The organism is Pseudomonas sp. KH_040 (genome assembly GCF_057839305.1).
This window is the reverse complement of sequence record NZ_CM174487.1, coordinates 2,943,247-2,959,997: the sequence shown is the minus strand read 5'-3', so window position 1 is coordinate 2,959,997 and position 16,751 is coordinate 2,943,247. Positions and strand designations below refer to the sequence as shown.

Annotated in this window: 17 protein-coding genes and 3 tRNA genes; 11 read left to right on the top strand and 9 right to left on the bottom strand. The window is 58.0% G+C overall.

The genetic code is table 11. The features are described from left to right. The first annotated feature begins 149 nt into the window (after positions 1-149). The 8 genes from modA (at position 150) to AC3IUF_RS13285 (ending at position 6,768) form a co-directional block, all read left to right on the top strand. Positions 150-917, top strand: coding sequence for a molybdate ABC transporter substrate-binding protein (gene modA / locus AC3IUF_RS13320; RefSeq protein ID WP_007912266.1), 768 nt, complete (start codon positions 150-152; stop codon positions 915-917). Continuing rightward, entirely contained in the window at positions 918-1,598 is a 681-nt protein-coding gene (modB, locus tag AC3IUF_RS13315; RefSeq protein WP_007912267.1) for a molybdate ABC transporter permease subunit, read from the top strand. It abuts the gene before it with no gap. Between the two features lie 3 nt (positions 1,599-1,601). Then, complete coding sequence (gene modC, locus AC3IUF_RS13310) at positions 1,602-2,681, top strand: molybdenum ABC transporter ATP-binding protein (RefSeq protein WP_095113352.1); 1,080 nt, start codon at positions 1,602-1,604, stop codon at positions 2,679-2,681. Between the two features lie 72 nt (positions 2,682-2,753). After that, positions 2,754-3,791 (top strand): DNA topoisomerase IB, encoded by a 1,038-nt coding sequence (locus AC3IUF_RS13305; protein ID WP_123375104.1) that lies wholly within the window; start codon positions 2,754-2,756, stop codon positions 3,789-3,791. A 146-nt stretch (positions 3,792-3,937) separates the two neighbouring features. Then, the gene (locus AC3IUF_RS13300) at positions 3,938-5,575 is read left to right on the top strand and encodes an ATP-binding cassette domain-containing protein (RefSeq protein ID WP_489281234.1); all 1,638 of its coding nucleotides are present in this window, start codon (positions 3,938-3,940) and stop codon (positions 5,573-5,575) included. 71 nt (positions 5,576-5,646) lie between these two features. Further along, on the top strand, positions 5,647-5,877 hold the full coding sequence (locus AC3IUF_RS13295; RefSeq protein WP_007912276.1) for a hypothetical protein: 231 nt from the start codon (positions 5,647-5,649) through the stop codon (positions 5,875-5,877). Positions 5,878-5,995: 118 nt separating this feature from the next. After that, positions 5,996-6,226, top strand: coding sequence for a hypothetical protein (locus tag AC3IUF_RS13290; RefSeq protein ID WP_007912278.1), 231 nt, complete (start codon positions 5,996-5,998; stop codon positions 6,224-6,226). A 257-nt stretch (positions 6,227-6,483) separates the two neighbouring features. Then, positions 6,484-6,768 carry a hypothetical protein gene (locus tag AC3IUF_RS13285; RefSeq protein ID WP_007912280.1) on the top strand — a complete coding sequence of 95 codons (285 nt, stop codon included), beginning with the start codon at positions 6,484-6,486 and terminating at the stop codon, positions 6,766-6,768. A gap of 607 nt (positions 6,769-7,375) precedes the next feature. Here the strand turns inward: AC3IUF_RS13285 and AC3IUF_RS13280 are convergent. The 8 genes from AC3IUF_RS13280 to AC3IUF_RS13245 all read right to left on the bottom strand — a co-directional run bounded on the left by AC3IUF_RS13280 (position 7,376) and on the right by AC3IUF_RS13245 (position 12,304). After that, a tRNA-Leu gene (locus tag AC3IUF_RS13280) sits at positions 7,376-7,462 on the bottom strand. Between the two features lie 196 nt (positions 7,463-7,658). Next, positions 7,659-7,732 (bottom strand) — tRNA-Cys (locus AC3IUF_RS13275). Between the two features lie 46 nt (positions 7,733-7,778). Then, positions 7,779-7,854, bottom strand: a tRNA-Gly gene (locus tag AC3IUF_RS13270). A 60-nt stretch (positions 7,855-7,914) separates the two neighbouring features. Continuing rightward, on the bottom strand, positions 7,915-8,475 hold the full coding sequence (gene pgsA, locus AC3IUF_RS13265) for a CDP-diacylglycerol--glycerol-3-phosphate 3-phosphatidyltransferase (protein WP_007950102.1): 561 nt from the start codon (positions 8,473-8,475) through the stop codon (positions 7,915-7,917). A gap of 32 nt (positions 8,476-8,507) precedes the next feature. After that, complete coding sequence (uvrC, locus tag AC3IUF_RS13260; RefSeq protein WP_038368253.1) at positions 8,508-10,331, bottom strand: excinuclease ABC subunit UvrC; 1,824 nt, start codon at positions 10,329-10,331, stop codon at positions 8,508-8,510. 2 nt (positions 10,332-10,333) lie between these two features. Then, complete coding sequence (gene gacA / locus AC3IUF_RS13255) at positions 10,334-10,975, bottom strand: response regulator transcription factor GacA (protein WP_016984198.1); 642 nt, start codon at positions 10,973-10,975, stop codon at positions 10,334-10,336. A gap of 127 nt (positions 10,976-11,102) precedes the next feature. Beyond that, on the bottom strand, positions 11,103-11,546 hold the full coding sequence (locus tag AC3IUF_RS13250; protein WP_007912292.1) for a GNAT family N-acetyltransferase: 444 nt from the start codon (positions 11,544-11,546) through the stop codon (positions 11,103-11,105). Next, a complete protein-coding gene (locus tag AC3IUF_RS13245; RefSeq protein ID WP_489281231.1) occupies positions 11,546-12,304 on the bottom strand; it encodes a carbon-nitrogen hydrolase family protein in 759 nt (252 codons plus the stop codon). The genes AC3IUF_RS13250 and AC3IUF_RS13245 overlap by 1 nt, the downstream gene beginning before the upstream one ends. 616 nt (positions 12,305-12,920) lie before the next feature. On the opposite strand from AC3IUF_RS13245, the gene AC3IUF_RS13240 reads away from it, so the two are divergent. Then, positions 12,921-13,997: a 3-deoxy-7-phosphoheptulonate synthase gene (locus AC3IUF_RS13240; protein WP_007912298.1), complete on the top strand. Its 1,077-nt coding sequence runs from the start codon at positions 12,921-12,923 to the stop codon at positions 13,995-13,997. Positions 13,998-14,052: 55 nt separating this feature from the next. Here AC3IUF_RS13240 and AC3IUF_RS13235 read toward each other — a convergent pair whose 3' ends face one another. Further along, positions 14,053-15,132: a hypothetical protein gene (locus AC3IUF_RS13235; RefSeq protein ID WP_489281228.1), complete on the bottom strand. Its 1,080-nt coding sequence runs from the start codon at positions 15,130-15,132 to the stop codon at positions 14,053-14,055. 335 nt (positions 15,133-15,467) lie between these two features. On the opposite strand from AC3IUF_RS13235, the gene AC3IUF_RS13230 reads away from it, so the two are divergent. Together AC3IUF_RS13230 and AC3IUF_RS13225 are read left to right on the top strand one after the other, a co-directional pair. Next, the gene (locus AC3IUF_RS13230) at positions 15,468-16,337 is read left to right on the top strand and encodes a lipase family alpha/beta hydrolase (RefSeq protein ID WP_489281637.1); all 870 of its coding nucleotides are present in this window, start codon (positions 15,468-15,470) and stop codon (positions 16,335-16,337) included. Between the two features lie 97 nt (positions 16,338-16,434). Next, positions 16,435-16,716 carry a peptidylprolyl isomerase gene (locus AC3IUF_RS13225; protein WP_007912303.1) on the top strand — a complete coding sequence of 94 codons (282 nt, stop codon included), beginning with the start codon at positions 16,435-16,437 and terminating at the stop codon, positions 16,714-16,716. Positions 16,717-16,751: the final 35 nt, after the last annotated feature.

Here is a 16,751-nt window from a genome sequence, read left to right as displayed (position 1 = left end):
CAAGCATCCTCACTCTGCCTTTAAGCAACGCTTCCCGTTTGGCGGCATTTCGCTATATATTTCGCTATATAGCGAATTCACCCCCTCGCATCGGCGCAGTCCACGTCCAACAAAAGCGCCCTCTGCACTCGCCAACACGGAGCTGTTACATGACCATTCGTGCCCCACGTTTTGCCCCTACCTGCCTGGCCTCTTTACTCGCCGTCTTCGCCATTGGCGCTGCTCAGGCTGATGAGGTGCAGGTGGCGGTTGCAGCCAACTTCACCGCGCCGATCCAGGCCATCGCCGCCGATTTTGAGAAAGACACCGGGCACAAATTGGTAGCTGCCTATGGCGCCACTGGCCAGTTCTACACCCAGATCAAGAACGGCGCGCCGTTCGAAGTGTTCCTCTCCGCTGACGACACCACCCCGGAAAAACTCGAAAAAGAAGGCGACACCGTCAAAGGTTCGCGCTTCACTTACGCCATCGGCACTCTGGCGCTGTGGTCGGCGAAAGAAGGTTATGTCGATGCAAAGGGCGAGGTGCTGAAAAACAACGAGTACCAGCACCTGTCCATCGCCAACCCGAAAGCTGCTCCCTACGGCCTCGCAGCCACACAAGTGCTGGAAAAACTCAAACTGACCGAAACCACCAAAGCCAAGATCGTTGAAGGCCAGAACATTACTCAGGCCTACCAATTCGTTTCGACCGGCAACGCCGAGTTGGGTTTTGTCGCCCTGTCGCAAATTTTCAAGGACGGCAAAGTCAGCAGCGGTTCGGCATGGATCGTCCCTGCGAGCATGCACGACCCGATCAAGCAAGACGCCGTGATCCTCAATAAAGGCAAAGACAACGCCGCTGCCAAAGCCTTGGTTGAATACCTCAAAGGCCCGAAAGCCGCTGCGGTAATCAAGTCTTACGGATACCAGCTGTAAATGTCGCTGACGAGTGCCGATTTCGCGGCGATCTGGCTGACCCTGAAACTGGCGTCCCTGACCACCGCGATCCTGCTGGTTGTCGGCACTCCGATTGCCCTGTGGCTGTCGCGCACCCGTTCGTGGTTGCGCGGCCCGATCGGCGCGATCGTCGCCCTGCCCCTTGTGTTGCCACCGACCGTCATCGGTTTCTATCTGTTGCTGATGATGGGCCCGCACGGGTTTCTCGGCCAATTCACCCAATGGCTGGGTCTGGGCACCCTGACTTTCAGCTTCACAGGCCTGGTGATCGGTTCGGTGATCTATTCCATGCCGTTCGTGGTGCAACCGTTGCAAAACGCATTCTCGGCGATCGGCACCCGTCCACTGGAAGTCGCCGCTACCCTGCGAGCCAACCCGTGGGACACTTTTTTCAGCGTGATTGTGCCGCTCGCGCGCCCCGGTTTTATCACCGCAGCTATTCTTGGCTTCGCCCATACCGTCGGCGAATTCGGCGTGGTGCTGATGATTGGCGGCAACATTCCCGACAAGACCCGCGTGGTTTCCGTACAAATCTACGACCACGTCGAAGCGATGGAATACGCACAGGCGCACTGGCTGGCCGGGGCGATGCTGGTGTTCTCGTTTCTGGTGTTGCTGGCGCTGTACTCCAGTCGCAAAACCCGCGCAGGCTGGAGCTGAGTGATGATTGATGTACGTCTTAACATTGCCTACTCGGGCTTCAGCCTCGACGTCGACCTGAACTTGCCGGGGCGTGGCGTGACCGCGCTTTATGGGCATTCCGGCTCGGGTAAAACCACCTGCCTGCGCTGTATCGCCGGGCTTGAGCGCGCCGAACAAAGTTTTATCCGGATCAACGACGAAATCTGGCAGGACAGCGCCAACGGCATTTTCGTCCCGCCGCACAAACGTGCGCTCGGCTATGTGTTTCAAGAAGCCAGCCTGTTCCCCCACCTGTCGGTGCTGGCCAATCTGCAGTTCGGCCTCAAGCGTATCGCCAGATCCCAGCGTCGCGTCGACATGGCGCAAGCCACCGAGCTCTTGGGCATCGGTCATCTGCTCGAACGCCATCCGCAGCACTTGTCGGGGGGCGAACGCCAGCGAGTCGGTATCGCCCGCGCGTTGCTGACCAGCCCGAAGCTGCTATTGATGGACGAGCCATTGGCGGCGCTCGACAGTCAGCGCAAAAGTGAAATCCTGCCTTACCTGCAACGCCTGCATGACGAGCTGGATATTCCGCTGCTGTACGTCAGTCATGCCCAAGATGAAGTCGCACGGCTGGCCGATCATCTGGTCTTGCTCAGCGAAGGCAAGGCGCTGGCCAGCGGCCCGATCGGCGAAACCCTTGCGCGTCTGGACCTGCCGATGGCGATGGGCGATGACGCGGGTGTAATCATTGAAGGCCAGGTCAGTGCTTACGATGCGGAGTATCAATTGCTGAGTCTGCAATTGCCGGCCACCGACATGAGCATCCGTGTCACGCACGCGCCGATGGCAGTGGGTCAGGCCCTGCGCTGCAAGGTACACGCACGCGATATCAGCCTGACCCTGCACAACAGCGAGGTCAGCAGCATTCTCAATCGACTGCCGGTGACGGTGGTCAGCGAACAATCCGCAGACAACGCCGCTCACGTGCTGATTCGTCTCGATGCCGGCGGCACCCCGCTGCTCGCGCGCATCACGCGCTACTCCAGAGATCAGTTGGGCGTACATCCGGGCCAGTCATTGTGGGCGCAGATCAAAGCGGTCGCGGTTCTCGCCTGAATCATTCGGCACGACGGCAACGGCGCGCGGTCAATCGTTTTACAGACCGCCGCGCCATTGAAGGAAACCGCCATGCCCGACACCGAGCTGATTGCCGAACTGCCCTCCGATCTGCATTACGTCGATGACACCCAGCCCGGTATCACCCGCAAGAAGCTGCGCGGCAAGTTCAGCTACTTCGAACCGTCAGGTCAGCGCATAACCGACACCGACGAAATCAAACGCATCAATGCCCTCGCCGTGCCGCCCGCCTACACCGACGTGTGGATCTGCGCGGACCCGCGTGGCCACCTGCAAGCCACCGGCCGTGATGCCCGTGGCCGCAAGCAATATCGTTATCACGCTCGCTGGCGCGAAGTGCGCGATGCCGACAAGTATTCACGCCTGCGCGAGTTTGGTCTGGCGTTGCCAAAATTGCGCAAACAACTGGAGGCACTGTTGGACGCACCCGGTTTCAGTCGTGACAAGGTCATGGCCACGGTGATCACGCTGCTCGACGCCACACTGATTCGCGTCGGCAACACGCAATACGCCCGCGACAATCGTTCCTACGGCCTGACCACCCTGCGCAGCCGACATGTCGAGGTCAACGGCAGCGCGATCCTGTTCCAGTTTCGCGGCAAAAGCGGCATCGAACACCAGATCACCGTCAAGGATCGACGCCTGGCCCGCATCATCAAACGTTGCCTGGAGATTCCCGGGCAGAACCTGTTTCAGTACCTGGATGAAAACGGCGAACGACATACCGTCAGCTCTTCCGACGTCAACGCCTACCTGCAAACCCTGACCGGCGCCGATTTCACCGCCAAGGATTACCGCACTTGGGCGGGCAGTGCCTTGGCGCTGGCGGTGTTGCGCGAGTTGCAATGGGAATCCGAGACGGAGGCCAAGCGGCATGTGGTGGAGATGGTCAAAGGCGTCGCCAAGCAATTGGGCAACACGCCGGCGGTGTGCCGCAAGTGCTACATCCACCCCGCTGTGGTGGAGAAATTCATGCTCGGCGCTCTTGCGGAGCTGCCACGTCCGCGTGTGCGCAAGGGCCTGCGTGCCGAGGAAGTGGCATTGGCGATGTTTCTCGAACAAATGAGCGAGATGACCGAAGCCCCTTGATCCACGGCAAAACGTCATCTAGGCTAGCGACCTTCTCCTCCTCCCCGGACGACCGCAGAAGTGAACAATCCAGCCTTCTAAAAATGTAATCGCGACAGGCCGCTCTCGGCGCTTGTCAGTGTTCACGACATTTTTTGGAGGTGCCGATGACTCACGTCTCGCGTACAGCCGCACTCGTTTCCCTGAATCAACTGGGCTTTCAGTTCGCCAATGGCGCAACGCTTTTCGAAGCCCTGAACCTGAACTTCGATGGTCAACCGACCGCTATCGTCGGGCGCAATGGTGTCGGCAAGAGTGTGCTCGCACGTTTGATTGCCGGGCATTTGCAGCCTGATTTCGGCAGCGTGGCACGTTCAGCGTCCGCGCACTATGTCGCGCAAACCTTGGTCACCACACATGGACAAACCGTAGCTGACGCCACAGGAACAGCCACGGTGCTCCGCGCACTGGAGCGACTGCAACTCGGTTGCGCCACAAGCGAAGATTTCGATCTCATCGGCGAACGCTGGGACCTGAGCGAACGCTTGCGTGAAATGCTTGATGAGACCGGGATGAGCGATATCACCGCGACGGACCTGACCGAAAACCTCAGCGGTGGCCAGCAAGCCAGAATTGCCTTGATCGGCGCGTTGCTGAGTCAGGCGCAATTGCTCGTCCTCGACGAACCCACCAATCACCTCGACACTGCCGGTCGACAGTGGCTGATGAGCGCACTTGATCGCTGGCAGGGCGGACTGATTGTCGTCAGCCATGACCGGCAACTACTGGAGCACATGCAGCGAATCGTCGAACTTACACCGCTGGGGGCAACTGTTTTCAGCGGAAGATTTTCGGCCTTCACCGAGCAGCGCCGGATACATCAACAAGCCGCGCAGGCACAACTCGATCAGGCCCGTACCGAGCGTCAGCGCGAACGCACGCGACTGCAACGCGAGCACGATACGATTCAGCGCCACGCGGCTGGCAGCCGGCGCAATGCGCAAACTGCCAACGTTTCTGCCTTCGAACGGGCGGCGATGAAAGCGACCGCGCGGGACATCACGGGGCAAACAAAGGTTGGCCATCAGGCACGCAAATCCGAACTGGATGAACGCGTTCGTGAGGCTTACGCCAAGGTCCCGCTGGACGACGGTGTGCTGATCAATTTGCCGGGCAGCGTGGTTCCAGATAATCGCCGGGTGTGCACACTCGTCGACGCCTGTTTGCCATGGTTGTCGGCAGACGCGCCCAGCTCTCGGCTTGACCTCGCCATTCAAGGGCCGATGCGCATTGCTGTCAGCGGTCCTAACGGTTGCGGCAAATCAACGCTGTTGAGATTGCTGGCTGGCGAGTGGGCACCCGTGAGTGGCGAGTGCATCACCCATGTGCCTTTTGCCTTTCTCGATCAACAGCTGAAACTGCTGGATCCCGATGCATCTATTGTCGATCAATTGCTGACACAGCAGACGCCTTTGAGCGAAGGGACGCTGCGCAGTTACCTCGCTCAACTGCAACTGGATGCGCAGCGTGTCACCCGACCTTGCGCCTCACTCAGTGGTGGTGAACGCTTGAAAGCCGCGCTCGCGCTGGCGCTGTGGCGCCAGACACCAGCACAACTACTGCTGCTGGATGAGCCCACCAATCATTTGGACCTGGCGTCGGTGCAGGCCTTCGAACAAGCCTTGCGGACATTTCCCGGAGCGATTATCACGGTGTCCCACGATCAGGCGTTTCTAGAGGCGTTAAACCCAAGCCATCATTTGACTTGGCACCGCGAAGGCTGGCGCTGGCAACCGACGAGCTGAGCTGTCTATTTTTTGCACGATTGCCAAGGGCTTCTATAGTTGATCTGACACGAATCAGCTGCGGTGACGCCATGGAAGACATTTTCGTCGTGAAGCGTTGCAACAAGATCATCATTCACGGTCGACGCGCCGGAGACAGTCAACATGATCCCGCCGAAGCCACTGGCTGGTTTCGCATCTGCGACACTCGCACCGGCGGTTTTATCGGCGACGGCTTCGACGCAGAGCAGGACGCGCAGCGCGAATGCAGGCGTCTCAACGCAGCCAGTTCCCCACTACCGGCCCGCGCGCCGTCCGGCTGATGCCGATCAGAAGCGGGTCTATACTGAAACCAGCTGAAGGAGCAGCACCCCACGGCAGAAGGCTCGCAACACGCGGGCTTTTTGCTGCAGCTCAGGTTTCATAGAACGGAGGTGTTCCATGTCCGAAAAAGAGTCCATCACCACCCTCCTCACCCTGCTCGACGCTCGGCAAGCGCGCCTCGCGGCCGCCTGCAAAGAGATCGCCGACTGGGTCGACCACCAAGGCGGACATCCAACCGCCCTGCGCATCCGTGACCGGCTGAACGACATCGAGAAAGATGCTCCGCTGATTCGCAATACGCTGTCGGCGCTCAAACCCCTTGATCGGCCACTGCCTCGGTTCAGATGACCTCGACCCGGCCAGGGTTTCAGGAATTTGCTCATTAGCGGTGACACATGGGTCACCGCGCATGTGTCTGGCCGCTATGTTTCTTTTTCCAGTTTTTCACATAACCAATACATCCGCGCGACTACAGTGAAATCACTCCTTTGCAAAGTAACGCCCTCACCCGCCCGCATGCGGGTGTTTTTTTGCCAATGCCCAAACGGCGAACGGTTGCAGTTCGTAAGTTGTCATAACTTATACATGTCGCAAAGGAGACAGTCATGGTTACCCATTTCAGCGTCGACGGGCATCTGGCCTGCGGCCACAAAGGCAAACAACTGTCGGCAAGTCGCGAACTCAATCGCGTGAAGTGCCGCAGTTGCCGCAATACCGATGCCTACAAGCAGGCACGAAAGGATCAGCGCAACGCCACCCGCCGCATGGCCCGTCAGGCCAAAACCTCGCACGGCGCAACAAATTGGCGCGCAGAATGGATCGAGCGCCTGACCGCCATGGCCGGCCTTCAGCGCTTGCCTCGCGGCTTTAGCGGGCAAGCATTCGTCTAGCAGCGCGTATAAGCAAGGCACAAAAAAGGCCTGCATGAGAAAACTCATGCAGGCCTTTAATATTCAAGGTGCCGCGCGGCGTTGTCCGAACATCCACATGGACTCAATCCCGCCAATCTGGAGAGCCTCGCTTTAGCACAAATGAGGCACCGAAGGATGAACATACGTTCATCGAAAACATGGCTCGATGCGTCTAGGCTGCGGGTTCCGACATAGTGACTACAGGAGTAACCCACCATGTTCTCGCACGAAAGCATCCCGCTTGTTGCCATCTTCATCATCATGCTCATAGGCGTGCTTACCGCCTTCCTACACCCGGTGCACGCGATCTTCAGCTGGCTTCGGAGACGGATTGAAAGATCTTCCTCTCGCTCTTCGAAAGAAGTGGATTCGCGCTGAATTTTTCCCCGACGAGCCCGGATACGTCCGGGCTTCTTATTCGTAACGCCTGCAAACTGCCGATAGCAGCCAACGGCCTCCACACACCTTTGCCTGCAAGCCCAAGAGATGGGATTGGACCAACTTCAGCGCGCTTACGACTTGGATTGAGACCCGGAAACAAACAAGGGTTTGCATCAGCTTTCGCCCGCAAACCCTTGATTCAAGATGGTGCCCGAAGCCGGAATCGAACCGGCACGCCCTTACGAGCGGGGGATTTTAAGTCCCATGCGTCTACCAGTTTCGCCATTCGGGCGGTAGCGCGGTGTTGCTATCTTCTGCTGCGCGGTAGCGATCCTGACAGGATCCAGCCTTGAACAGTAGTGCGGGAAATATATACATCACTTCCCGGTGAAGCAAGTTCGCAATGGCCGTTTTTCAAGACTAAATCTTGCAGCGCAGTGCAAATAAAAAAGCTCCGTAAATCATGGATCTACGGAGCTTGTTTATAGTGGAGGCCGAGGTCGGAATCGAACCGGCGTAGGTGGATTTGCAATCCACTGCATAACCATTTTGCTACTCGGCCTCAAAGTATTTGCTGTCAGTAGCACAACAACAAACACTGTACAAATTGGAGCGGGAAACGAGACTCGAACTCGCGACCCCGACCTTGGCAAGGTCGTGCTCTACCAACTGAGCTATTCCCGCTTGGTGATGCGCATTCTATAGAATTAAGAAGCTCCGTCAACCCCTTGATTCAAAAAAGTTTTATTTCTTTTCAACATCGGTCTTCAGGTGCGGCCAGGCGGCACGAAGGTATTGAACCATCGACCACAATGTCAGGCCAGCAGAGACCATCAGCAAGGCGTAACCCAGGATAACCCAGAAACTGAAGTCCTTTGGATTGGCCAGCAGGATTACCAGTGCGAGCATCTGCGCTGCGGTTTTCCATTTGCCGAGATTGGAAACGGCGACGTGGGCACGGGCGCCGAGTTCGGCCATCCATTCACGCAAGGCCGATACCACAATCTCGCGACCGATGATGACAGCCGCCGGCAGAGTGAGCCAGAGGTTGCCGTGTTCCTGGACCAGCAGTACCAGTGCCACCGCAACCATGAGTTTGTCGGCGACCGGATCGAGAAACGCACCGAAAGGCGTGCTTTGCTCCAGACGACGGGCCAGATAACCGTCCAGCCAGTCCGTCGCTGCCGCAAAGGCAAACACCGAGGCGGAGGCCATGTAACTCCACTGGTAAGGCAGATAGAACAGCAAAATGAAGATCGGGATGAGCAGGACGCGTAGAACGGTAATCAGATTAGGGATATTCATCGGCACAACTGGCTACGAGGTGAAGGGGCATTCTACTCGCTATGCAGGTTTGCATAAATCGACTCTGCGAGCTTTTTACTGATCCCCGGGGCTTTGGCGATCTCTTCGATGCTTGCACGAGACAGCTCCTGCAATCCACCAAAATGTTTCAACAAGTCGCGACGTCGGGTCGGCCCAACGCCGGCAACGCCTTCCAGCGTTGACGTACGGCGGGTTTTGCCGCGGCGTGCGCGGTGTCCTGTAATCGCGAAGCGGTGGGCCTCATCGCGGATCTGTTGAATCAGGTGCAGCGCCGGCGAATCGCCACGCAAGGTGAACTCATGCGCTGCATCATTCAGATACAACGTTTCGAAGCCCGCCTTGCGCGTAGCACCTTTGGCAACACCGAGGAGGATCAGGTCCGGCACGGCCAATTCGTTGAGAACATCTCGTGCCATCGACAGCTGGCCCTTGCCACCGTCCACTAGCAAGATGTCCGGCAACTTGCCCTCGCCTTCCTTGAGTTTGCTGAAGCGACGCGTCAGGGCCTGATGCATGGCGGCATAGTCGTCTCCCGCCGTGACCCCTTCGATGTTGTAGCGCCGGTAGTCCGACTTGATCGCGCCTTCCGGACCAAACACCACACAAGACGCGACCGTCGCCTCACCACTGGAATGACTGATGTCGTAGCATTCCAGGCGCTGCGGCGGCTCATCCAGGTTCAATACTTCGGCCAAGGCCTCAAACCGCGCGGCAGTGTGTTGACGGTTGGCCAGGCGCGCGCCCAACGCCTGCTCGGCATTGGTGACGGCCAGTTGCTGCCAGCGCGCACGCGTACCGCGCACCCGGTGACTGATGGCCAGCTCGCGACCACGCAACTCATGGATCGCTTCAATCAGAGTTGGAAAATCTTCATGCACCACGTTGACGATCAGCTCGCTCGGTAGATCGCGCTCAGGGCTGCTGATGAAGTATTGGCCGAGAAACGCGGCCATGACTTCCGACACATCCTCTTCGATACCGACTTGCGGAAAGAAATTCTTGCTGCCCAACACGCGCCCACCACGGACGCTGATCAAGTGCACGCAGGCGCCGCCCGGATTGACGAATGCCGCGATGACATCGATATCTCCCGTGCCGCCCTCCATGCTTTGTTGATCCTGGACCCTGCGCAACAGCGCGATCTGATCGCGCAACTCGGCAGCTCGCTCGAACTCCAGGTTGATTGCCGCCTCTTCCATTGCAGTCGACAATTCGTTGGTCAGCGCGTGACTACGCCCCTCAAGGAACATGACCGAGTGACGCACGTCTTCGGCATAAACCTCAGGCTCAACCAACCCCACGCAAGGCGCTTTGCAGCGTTTGATCTGATACTGCAGACAGGGACGGGTGCGGTTCTTGTAATAGCTGTCTTCACACTGGCGAACGAAGAAGGTCTTTTGCAGCAGACTCAGGCTTTCACGTATGGCGCCGGCACTCGGATAGGGGCCGAAGTACTTGCCTTTGGCTTTTTTCGCCCCGCGATGAATGCTCAGACGCGGGAATTGGCCGTCGGACAGAAATACGTAGGGATAGGATTTATCGTCGCGCAACAGGATGTTGTACGGCGGCCGCCACTCCTTGATCAGCGTCTGTTCAAGCAGCAGCGCCTCGGTTTCGTTGGCGGTGATGGTCGTTTCGACCTGCGCAATGCGCCCCACCAACGCGGCAGTCTTGGGCGCCAGACCGGTTTTGCGAAAATAGCTGGCCAAGCGTTTTTTCAGGTTCTTGGCCTTGCCCACGTACAACAGGCGTGCATCGCTGTCGAACATACGATAGACGCCCGGGCGCCCGCTGACTGTCGACAGAAACGCGCCGGAATCGAATGTGTCAGTCATGGTCAGAGGCTGGCATCAACCATGCCGTGACGAACCGCCAACAGTGTCAACTCGACGTCGCTGCTGATCGAAAGCTTCTCGAAAATACGGTAGCGATAGGTGTTCACGGTTTTCGGCGACAGACACAACTTGTCGGAAATGATCTGTACCTTCTGACAGCCAACGATCATCAGGGCGATCTGAATTTCCCGCTCGGACAAGGCGTCGAAGGGCGAATCATTGGACGGCTGAAAGGACTTGATCGCCAATTGCTGGGCAATCTGCGGACTGATATAGCGCTGGCCGGCGAACACCAGGCGAATGGCCTGGACCATTTCCGGCAAACCCGCGCCTTTGGTCAAATAACCCGCGGCACCCGCCTGCAGCAAGCGTGTCGGGAAAGGATCCTCTTCACACACCGTAACCGCGACCACCTTGATGTCCGGATGACTGCGCAACAGTTTGCGCGTGGCTTCGAGGCCGCCGATGCCAGGCATCTTGACGTCCATCAGCACCACATCGGGCTTCAACTCTCGGGCCTTGATCAGGGACTCTTCCCCGGATTCGGCCTGGCCAACCACCTGCAAGCCATCGATATCGGCCAGCATACGTGTAATGCCTGTACGAACGAGATCATGGTCATCGACCACTAGCACCCTAATCAAGCAGACACCTCGCGATATGGTCATATTGGGATGCCGGACACCTTAGCAAAAAGAGCCACACAGACCTAGCGGAAAGCATCATTTAAAAAGTTTCAATTCATCATTGAAGGCTTGCCGGCCGTGGGTTTCAGAGCACATGTGTACTGATATCAAGCTGCATTCGCAGAAAACACTCGTCCGCGCCCTGAACCTGTAGGCCTTTTCTTTCATACAAGTTTCTCGCCGGATTATTTTCGAATACGGTCAGCCGCAAAGCCGGACGCTTTTCTTTGCGAGCCATCTCGATAACCTGATCAATCGCCCAGGAACCCAGGCCCCGCCCCTGAAACGCTTCAGCAATCTGCAGTTCACGAATGTACAACGCGCGCATATCCCGGCTGAGGCTGAGATAACCTGCCGGCACATCACCCTGCACTATCAGCCAGTTCTGCCGCCCCGACCACGCCACGTCAAACGCCTCGTCCTGCCATAACAGGTCATGGTGAATGTAGTAGCGCAGCATGTTCTGACAGGTGAGATCGCGGGCAAAGGCCAGATCCTCTGGACTTGCGAGACGTAAGCGCAATGTCATCAGGCTTGCAAAACAGGAACTACTCGCCCCTGCCATACACTCTCGTGGCGCTCTGCGATTACCAGAAGATCGCCCGCCCCTGGCGCCGCAACGACCAACGAACCATCTTCAGACCAGATGCCACTGCGCCCTGCGGATTGCCATCCACCGGTTAGCCCGCCGTGATTGGCCATCAACACAGCCATCGAATGTTGCCGGGCATAACCCTGAAGTATTGCTGTGTCGGCTGCATACCCTTTTTCGCTGATCAATACACCGGCCGCGTACAAGCCAGCGCCCTGATCAGCGGCCGCTGCAGCATGGCTGGCATGTGAGAAATCGGCGCACACCGCCAATGCGATCACTTCGCCGCCAATGTTCAGCGTCGACCCGCCGACACCTGGGGCAAAAACAAGCTCCTCGCCCGAGTGCAAATGCTGCTTGCTGTACACGCCGAGCGAGCCATCAGCGCCCAGGACGACGGCACCGATCAAAACCGAAGCACCGTCTTCAAGCCGAATCGGCATGCCGACGACGGCCGTTATACCAAGCGCTCGGGCCAAATCCCTCAGAGGTTGCAGCACGGCATCTTGCGGGTCTATCGCCAAAGCTGCCGCCACCTCTCCCTCGTAGCCAGTCAGCGACAACTCGGGGAAAACCAGCAATTCGACGCCTTGCTGCGCAGCGATCTCAATGAAGCGACCATGCCGGGTAATGTTTGCAGAAAGATCACCGGCGATGGAAATGGTCTGGGCAGCAGCAATAGTCAATGTCGACACGTTTCATCCTTGGCAATCAAGCAAAGCACAGAGTGTCACCACTCTTGCGTGACTCTAGCAATAGGCGTTTTGTTGATCATGCCATAGCAATTTCTGATTGCTGAGGCGTATCAGCCTCTAGTAAGCTCGGCCCATTCATCGGAGACAGACCATGCTCAACGCCCTCTCACAGCTTCGTATCGCCAGCGCCCTGCGCTCGGTTGCGGCTGCCCGGGTGAATGACGTTTGCGCTCCGATCAGCTTTTATTTTGGGTATTGGTTTAGCCACTGGCGCGCCTGATACCCAAACGGCGCCCATAAAAACGGGTCGCCTACCAGAGAATTCTCAACCCCCGGTCGGCCTCCCGACCGGGGGTTTTGTTTTTTCAGCCCCCCACTTTTTCAGCAACACACCAGACACTTTGAGGATTCACGAAATGAACTACGCCACTTATTACCGTTACGACAGCTTTAGCGCCTGGCGATTTACCAGCTTCCGCTCGGGACAGCCTGCCGCCTCCGATCGGTCACCTACAGGTGGCAAGCACACACATATAGCCAATACGGCCAACTGTCGAACACCCCAGTAGGGCCGAGTGCGCGGGAAGAACCCGCCGCCAGCCCAGGAAGACCGAATATGAACTCGTCCGTTTCTGCTCTGCCACTGTCCACCCTGAACCCTGCCAACGAAGCATTGACCCTGCGTCTGCCCAGCTCGTTGCAACTCAAACAGCAATTGCCTCTGAGCAATGCCTTAAGCCTGCAAGTCACCAACCACCGCCAGGCGGTTCGTGCCATTCTCAATGGCCAAGATCCGCGACTGCTGGTTATCGTTGGCCCCTGCTCCATCCACGACCCGCAATCGGCACTCGAATACGCGGGCAAACTCGCTCGACTGGCTGAAGAAGTCAGCGGCGAAATGCTCTTGGTGATGCGCGCCTACGTCGAAAAACCACGCACCACGGTCGGCTGGAAAGGTCTGGCCTACGACCCACACCTGGATGGCAGCGATGACATGGCTGGCGGCCTGACTCTGTCACGCGAGCTGATGCTGGAAATGATCCGTCTCGGCTTGCCGGTGGCCACAGAATTGCTGCAACCGATGGCCGCCGGCTACTTCGATGACCTGTTGAGCTGGGTGGCCATTGGCGCCCGCACCACTGAATCGCAGATTCACCGGGAGATGGCCAGTGGTTTGAGCATGCCGGTCGGCTTCAAGAACGGCACCGACGGCGGCGCAGCCATTGCGGTTGACGCCATGCGTTCGGCAGCCCATCCGCACCGGCATTTCGGCGTCGACAGCCAAGGTCATCCGGCCATCATTCAAACGCCAGGCAACCCCGACACTCATCTGGTATTGCGCGGGGGCCATAAAGGGCCGAACCATGATCGCGAGAGCGTGGCAAAAATCCACGCTGACCTGAACCGACTGAAGATTCCAGGCCGAATCATGGTCGACTGCAGCCACGCCAACAGCGGCAAAGATCCATTGCGCCAGCCAGGCGTATTCAACGAAGTGCTCGAGCAACGCCTGCAAGGTGATCGCGCACTGATCGGCATGATGATTGAATCGCACCTGTTCGAAGGCTGCCAGCCACTGAGCGAGTCCCTGCGTTACGGGGTGTCGATTACCGATGGCTGCCTCGGTTTCAGCGCAACGGAACACCTGCTCCTTGACGCCGCACAACGCCTGGCGGCACAGGTAAAAGCCTGACAACCAGGCTTGCCCTCCAGATTCAATGCAATCCGGAGGGCTGGCCACGTTCCCGCTATGCCTCCACTTGCACCTGCGCCACCGCCGATGCCTGACTGACATCGTCCAGACGCTCAACCGTGTAGGCCACACGCACGGTCGTGCCATGGTGCTCACGCCAGAACCGGTGTGGCACGATAAAGATCAGCGGCTTTCCCGCCGTCTCCCGAGTGATCTCACGGTCATCCCGGTGGTTGAAAAGATCGCCGTCGCACTTGAGATAAACCAGCTCACCTTCCTGCGTCTGGGCATTACCGATCACGACGGTGACACCATCGACTGAATCCTCTTTCAGCAACACGCCATTTTCAGCTTCCAGCACGTCGGGAGCATCCAGTTCACCACGAAGGAGCGGAGCGACGAGGATTTTTGTCACCTCGGATTTTCGCACTGCTCCACCGGCCTGCTCGACTCGATAGCTCACCATCACTTCGCCACCGAGATGCGCTGCGATGTGCGCCCCGTCAACCCAGAACGACAGCACGTCAGCGACAGCACAGGCTTCAACCTTCAAGCTGTCGCTGAACGCTGCGGGCAGTGCGTCAGCGCCCCACAGCAACCTGACCCGATCCCCCACCGCCATTCGGGCGTAAGGCTGGATCACGATTAGCGTGCCTTCCGTCACTCGCTCCGGATCCAGTGTTCCCCTTATCGCCCCCTCGACAACTGGTGCAAGCAACTGCGGCGGAGTATCTCCCACAGACAATTGCACCCGTGCAGATAGCGCAGGGACGGACGCGCCCGCACTGAGCAGCTTCCAGTAGACCTCCAGCGAGCCGCCATCCAGCGCCGCGATGTGCATGCCTTTGATAACGAAAACGACATCCTTGCCGACCTGGACTTCGCTGACATAACGAACCATTTCATGCTGATAAGCAAAGCCCTCTATATCCAGACCGTCCCAACTCAACAGCAACTGATCGCCACAGGTCATGTTTGCATAAGGGGCAATACGGGCAACGACCTTGCCAAGAGAAGGGTCCAGCACCGCCCCCTCCAGACAATCCAGGGTTGCCGCTGGCAGCAGTTCGTTCGCCACACAGGGACTGACGGGGTGACGCATCCGGTAGCAAAACTCGACTTCATGCGTGTGCATTGGTGGCTCCATTCCTTGGAAAAAACGCCGTATCGGTGGACGGCGTCGACAGCCAACATTTAACCCGCCCTCTCACATTTTCGATGTCAGCCCGATCCGCCGCAGGTTCCCGGCAAAGGCCTCCAACTGGGTAGGCAAACTGCACAAAACCGCTATCAACCGGGCGAAAGATGGCCGCAACTTCCGATTCGGATTTCATAAGTATCTGAAAATTCGTACAGCACCTAGTCCAGATTCAACGGCCAAGAGAAGCCTCTTCTTACTTCGTCAACGGGACGAGTGTTTTAGAGTGGCCTCGGTACTCCCCGATGAACTTCTGCGAAAAAGGTAAGAACATGCAACGGAATGCTTCAACTCGTTATCCCGTCCTGTTGGTACATGGCCTGTTCGGATTTGAGCGCATTGGTCATTTCGAGCTGTTCCATGACGTAAAGAACGCGCTGAAAGCCGGCGGCAGCCGAGTGTTTGTTCCGCACCTCTCTGCCACCCACAAAAACGAAATACGAGGTGAACAACTGCTTGCACAGATTGATCGTGTATTGCGGGGCACAGGTGCCGAAAAAGTCAATCTCATCGGACACAGCCAGGGCGCACTGGCTGCCCGATACGCTGCGGCGCTTGCGCCACACGCGGTAGCCTCGGTGACTTCTGTCAGCGGTCCGAACCATGGTTCGGAGCTGGCCGACTTTCTGCGCAAGGCACTGGTGCCAGGGCGACTGCCCGAGGCGGTCGCACAGAATGTTGCGACCCTGTTCGGCAACTTTCTTTCGCTGCTCAGTGGCAGTGCAAGATTGCCGCAAAACGCGCTGGCGGCACTCAATGCCTTGACTACCGAAGGCGTGGGCGATTTCAACGACAAGTTTCCTCAAGGGTTGCCCGGGAGCTGGGGCGGCCACGGCGCGGAGCAAGTCAATGGTGTGCGTTATTACTCATGGAGCGGCGTCCTGCCGGCTGACAGTCCATCGACACTCGATCCGACCCGGAACATTTGCCATGCGCTATCGCAATACTTCATGACCGAGACCCAGCAGAATGACGGTTTCGTCGGTCGCTTCAGTTCTCATCTGGGGCAGGTTATCCGCTCCGACTATCCGCTGGACCATCTGGGCAGCCTGCGCCGCACGGCCAGCCCCATCACGACCCTGCCCGACCCGATTGAACTGTACGTTGAACACGCCGAACGTCTGCGCGCCGCCAATCTCTGAGCAAAGCTGCGGACAATCGAACGGAACTTTGCCGAGAATTCGCCCACTGAATCCGGTAGGCTCCACACTTTACTGAAATAGATTGGAGAGTTTCCCCATGGCTAAAGCCACTGCCCGCCACATCCTGGTTTCCAGCGAAGACAAGTGCAACGAACTCAAGGCCCAGATCGAAGGTGGCGCTGATTTCGCCGAAGTTGCCAAAGCCAACTCCACCTGCCCGTCCAGCCGCCAGGGCGGTGATCTGGGTTCGTTCGGTCCTGGCCAGATGGTCAAGGAATTCGACACCGTGGTCTTCAGCGCGCCAATCAACGTCGTGCAAGGTCCAGTGAAAACCCAGTTCGGTTATCACCTGCTGGAAGTCACCAGCCGTCAGGACTGATCCGTCGCCTGATTGCTTATCAACGGCCCGCCTTC

What these genes read in the sequence shown, in the direction of transcription:
- modA (WP_007912266.1), top strand. Translation starts at nt 150, where the DNA reads ATGACCATTCGTGCCCCACGTTTTGCCCCTACCTGCCTGGCCTCTTTA.
- modB (WP_007912267.1), top strand. Translation starts at nt 918, where the DNA reads ATGTCGCTGACGAGTGCCGATTTCGCGGCGATCTGGCTGACCCTGAAA.
- modC (WP_095113352.1), top strand. Translation starts at nt 1,602, where the DNA reads ATGATTGATGTACGTCTTAACATTGCCTACTCGGGCTTCAGCCTCGAC.
- AC3IUF_RS13305 (WP_123375104.1), top strand. Translation starts at nt 2,754, where the DNA reads ATGCCCGACACCGAGCTGATTGCCGAACTGCCCTCCGATCTGCATTAC.
- AC3IUF_RS13300 (WP_489281234.1), top strand. Translation starts at nt 3,938, where the DNA reads ATGACTCACGTCTCGCGTACAGCCGCACTCGTTTCCCTGAATCAACTG.
- AC3IUF_RS13295 (WP_007912276.1), top strand. Translation starts at nt 5,647, where the DNA reads ATGGAAGACATTTTCGTCGTGAAGCGTTGCAACAAGATCATCATTCAC.
- AC3IUF_RS13290 (WP_007912278.1), top strand. Translation starts at nt 5,996, where the DNA reads ATGTCCGAAAAAGAGTCCATCACCACCCTCCTCACCCTGCTCGACGCT.
- AC3IUF_RS13285 (WP_007912280.1), top strand. Translation starts at nt 6,484, where the DNA reads ATGGTTACCCATTTCAGCGTCGACGGGCATCTGGCCTGCGGCCACAAA.
- pgsA (WP_007950102.1), bottom strand. Translation starts at nt 8,475, where the DNA reads ATGAATATCCCTAATCTGATTACCGTTCTACGCGTCCTGCTCATCCCG.
- uvrC (WP_038368253.1), bottom strand. Translation starts at nt 10,331, where the DNA reads ATGACTGACACATTCGATTCCGGCGCGTTTCTGTCGACAGTCAGCGGG.
- AC3IUF_RS13250 (WP_007912292.1), bottom strand. Translation starts at nt 11,546, where the DNA reads ATGACATTGCGCTTACGTCTCGCAAGTCCAGAGGATCTGGCCTTTGCC.
- AC3IUF_RS13240 (WP_007912298.1), top strand. Translation starts at nt 12,921, where the DNA reads ATGAACTCGTCCGTTTCTGCTCTGCCACTGTCCACCCTGAACCCTGCC.
- AC3IUF_RS13235 (WP_489281228.1), bottom strand. Translation starts at nt 15,132, where the DNA reads ATGCACACGCATGAAGTCGAGTTTTGCTACCGGATGCGTCACCCCGTC.
- AC3IUF_RS13230 (WP_489281637.1), top strand. Translation starts at nt 15,468, where the DNA reads ATGCAACGGAATGCTTCAACTCGTTATCCCGTCCTGTTGGTACATGGC.
- AC3IUF_RS13225 (WP_007912303.1), top strand. Translation starts at nt 16,435, where the DNA reads ATGGCTAAAGCCACTGCCCGCCACATCCTGGTTTCCAGCGAAGACAAG.